Annotated in this window: 5 protein-coding genes; 1 reads left to right on the forward strand and 4 read right to left on the reverse strand. The window is 61.5% G+C overall.

Annotated elements, in window-relative coordinates; genetic code table 11:
* Positions 1–198: 198 nt before the first annotated feature.
* Positions 199–822: a nicotinate-nucleotide adenylyltransferase gene (nadD, locus tag NW841_RS12430; protein ID WP_414366291.1), complete on the reverse strand. Its 624-nt coding sequence runs from the start codon at positions 820–822 to the stop codon at positions 199–201.
* On the reverse strand, positions 819–1,433 hold the full coding sequence (gene ruvA, locus NW841_RS12435) for a Holliday junction branch migration protein RuvA (protein WP_414366292.1): 615 nt from the start codon (positions 1,431–1,433) through the stop codon (positions 819–821). Before ruvA ends, nadD begins: the two co-directional genes overlap by 4 nt.
* Before the next feature lie 107 nt (positions 1,434–1,540).
* On the opposite strand from ruvA, the gene NW841_RS12440 reads away from it, so the two are divergent.
* On the forward strand, positions 1,541–2,476 hold the full coding sequence (locus NW841_RS12440; protein WP_414371658.1) for an alpha/beta fold hydrolase: 936 nt from the start codon (positions 1,541–1,543) through the stop codon (positions 2,474–2,476).
* A 9-nt stretch (positions 2,477–2,485) separates the two neighbouring features.
* On the opposite strand, the gene NW841_RS12445 is transcribed toward NW841_RS12440, so the two are convergent.
* Together NW841_RS12445 and NW841_RS12450 are read right to left on the reverse strand one after the other, a co-directional pair.
* Positions 2,486–3,022, reverse strand: coding sequence for an HNH endonuclease (locus tag NW841_RS12445; RefSeq protein WP_414371660.1), 537 nt, complete (start codon positions 3,020–3,022; stop codon positions 2,486–2,488).
* Positions 3,019–3,319 (reverse strand): zinc ribbon domain-containing protein (locus tag NW841_RS12450; RefSeq protein WP_414386663.1); only part of this gene is annotated, 301 nt, incomplete at its 5' end. The genes NW841_RS12450 and NW841_RS12445, both read right to left, overlap by 4 nt.

A 3,319-nucleotide genomic window follows, 5' to 3' on the forward strand; every position in this document is an offset into this window, starting at 1 on the left:
ACCCGGTACACGGGATCCATGAAGCAACTGGGGCAGAAGAAGAGACAAAAGCTCTGCTGTCAAGCGGGTGAGGAAACGCCACCCGCCTACGCGGTGGGGTAGTTCATTCTTCAGCTTCTCCTCCCTAAAAAAAGTTGGGCGGGCCGTTGCTGTAGCCAATGGGTTGATTGAAGAGGGGGGAGCCCTCCTCTTTTTTCTTCAAGGGTCGAGATAGAGTCGGTGTTGGCGAATGTAGTGCTCCACAGCGGAGGGCACCAAGTAGCGGATGGATCCCCCTTTTTGGATTTGCTGACGCAGGTAGGTGGAAGAAAGCGTTAGGGTGGGGGCGTCCAAGATTGTCGCCCGGATGGGCAGCTTCTCAGCCACCGACTGCAGCACCTGGGCGGCATCACCGGCATCGAGGCGGGGGGCAACAATCCAGTGACAGAGGCGGGCCAATTCTTCCGCCTGGTACCACTGGGGCAGATCCCGCAGGGCATCCACCCCGATGATCCAGTACCACTGGGTGTTGGGTTGCTCTTGCATCAGGCAGCGCAGTGTCTCAATGGTGTAGGAGGGGCCAGGACGGCGGATCTCCAGCTCGGAGCAGGCGAAGCGCTCGTGGTCGGCAATGGCCAGCTTCACCATGGCCAGACGATCCGCTTTGCTGGCGCCGGCGGCCAAGGGCTTGTGGGGAGGATCCCCTGCCGGCATCCACAGCACCTGATCCAAGTTGAACTGCCAGAGGGCCTGCTCGGCCATGATCAGATGGCCGTGGTGGACGGGGTTAAAGGTGCCGCCGAGAATGCCAACGCGGCGCTGCTTGGGAGCTGAGCCACTCATGGCTGTTGGCTGAGGTAGGTGATGGCCTCGCGCAGCCAGTCTTCCGTCTGCCGGGGCTGAGGTGGAAGGGCTTGCAGGGCCGCTTGAATTTCCTGGAGGCTGTAGCCGAGGGCCAGCAGGGCCATTTCCACCTCCTCCCGGATAGAGGGGGGCGGCCCGCCAGCCAGAGGGCGATCTGCGTTCTCTAGGCCTTGTCGCCAGTGGGCCAATTTGCTTTTCAGCTCCAGCGCCAGCCGTTGGGCCGTTTTGTGGCCCACCCCTGGGGCTAGGGAGAGGAGGCGGACATTTTCGGTAACCACCGCCTGCACCAGCTCCGGCAAAGCGAAAGTGTTGAGCAGCGCCAGACCCAAAGCCGGACCCACCCCCGGGACTTTGATCAGTTCCACAAACAGATCCCGCTCCGCTGGCGAGCCAAACCCGTACAGCACCAGCTCGGTCTCCCGCACCAGCAGATGGGTGAACACCCGCACAGGCTCTCCTACAGGGGGCAGTTGCTTGAGAAAACGGGCCGGCGCCTGGATGCGATAGCCGATCCCCTGCACCTCCAGGGTGAGGCTGCTGCGCTCTCCCGGTTCCACAGCGACGAGGTGGCCTGTCAAAAACGCGATCATGTGCGTATCCAACCGGTGTTTAGGATACCTTGCCCGGCGGCGGCTTCGGAGCTGGCTAGGCAAAATCTAAATGAATCTAGAATGAGAAAAGCTCACGAGCAAACCTTATGGTATCAACGTCGGCACCGGCCACTCCCATCTCGGCACGCTGGATTTGGCGGGGGCAATCCGTTCATTATGTCAAACAGGGCGAGCAGGGGCAGCCTTTGCTTTTGGTGCACGGCTTTGGGGCCTCCACCGACCACTGGCGCAAGAATATCCCTGAGTTGGCCCAACACTACCAGGTCTATGCTATCGATTTGCTCGGCTTTGGCCGTTCGGCCAAGCCCAACTGGGACTACCGCGCCGAGATCTGGCGGGATCAACTGCGGGATTTCTGTCAACAGGTGATCCGGCGGCCTGTGGTGGCCATTGGCAACTCCCTGGGTGGCTATGTGGTGCTCAGCCTTGCGGCAGAGTGGCCGGAGTGGGTGCGGGGGGTGGTGTTGCTTAACGGAGCCGGTGGCTTTTCCACTGCTAAGGGATCCCCCTCTGGCTGGCGGCAATGGCTGCGTGTCCTGGTGGGCTGGGGCCTGCGCCAGCGCCTGGTGTCTTACCTATTGTTTCAGTATTTGCGGCAGCCGCGGGTGATTCGCTCCAAGCTGAAGCAGGTCTATTACGACCCGGCGGCAGTGACGGATCAACTGGTGGAAGACATTCATCGCCCCACACGGGATCCGGGGGCTGCCGATGTGTTCGTGGCCCTGATGCGGGGCGGGCAGAAGGGGCGCTATGTGGATGAGCTGCTGCGCAGCTTGGTGCGCCCCCTGTTGTTGATTTGGGGCGAACGGGATCCCTGGATGCGGGCCCGCGAGCGCTCCAAGCTGTACCGGGCTCACTACCCTCAGGCGGTGGAATACTTCCTGGAAGCCGGCCACTGCCCTCACGATGAGCGCCCCGAACAGGTCAATGCCCTGATCCACCAGTGGATCGAGACGGGGATCCCGGCCACCACCTCTCCTCCCCCTTTCAAAGCAGCGCCGGTTTCAGACCTGCATCCTTAGCCTTGAGAGCTAGCCGGGGTTGCCTGCCGGCTCTGGCGGCGAGTCTCCTTCCAGGCCAATGGCGTACTTCAGCCATTCCCGGTAGGATCCGCTGCTGACAGCTTTGGAGATTTCAAAGTAAAGGGTGCTGTGGGGGCGGCGGGGCTGGCGCAGCAGGGGCATGCCAGCCTCACGCGGAGTGCGATTCCCTTTTTTCACGTTGCAGCGCACACAGGCGCTGACCACATTTTCCCAGGTATCTCCGCCGCCGCGGGAGCGCGGGATCACGTGATCCAGGGTGAGGTCTTCGCCATAACAACCGCAGTACTGGCAGCGGTGCCCATCGCGATAGAGGACGTTGCGGCGTGTCAGGGGAATCTCTTTGTGGGGAACGTGAACGTAGTGGCGCAGGCGGATGACGGTGGGCAGAGGGATGTTGCCGTAGACTACTTTGCCGTTGTGCTCGATTTGCTCGGCTTTGCCCTTGAGCAAAAGGACGACAGCTCTGCGCCAACTGGTGACGTTGAGCGGCTCGTAGGAGGCATTTAAAACCAAAACCTTGCTCATAGTGCTACGCACCGGTAAACTACCCGGCTCCGACCGCTAAGCAGTACGGAGCGGGCTTTAAGCGCTACGCGCCGCTGACGCGAACGGTAGCCCTGCAGTTGGCAAGCCAACCACGGGCCTCTAGGCCGGTTTACAGCGACCCCCAAAAGGGCAATCACGTTGGCACTGTTAAAATCTGCATCCCCTTCCCAGCCACAGGCCGGGTTCACACAACGAAAATGCTTCCCTTCCCGCTGCCCAAGCCACAAACACCGGTGGCAGGTCTGCGAGCTGTAGGCAGGCGGCACCACCACAACC

It is taken from the genome of Synechococcus sp. H60.3, assembly GCF_047462295.1.
Lineage (GTDB): Bacteria > Cyanobacteriota > Cyanobacteriia > Thermostichales > Thermostichaceae > Thermostichus.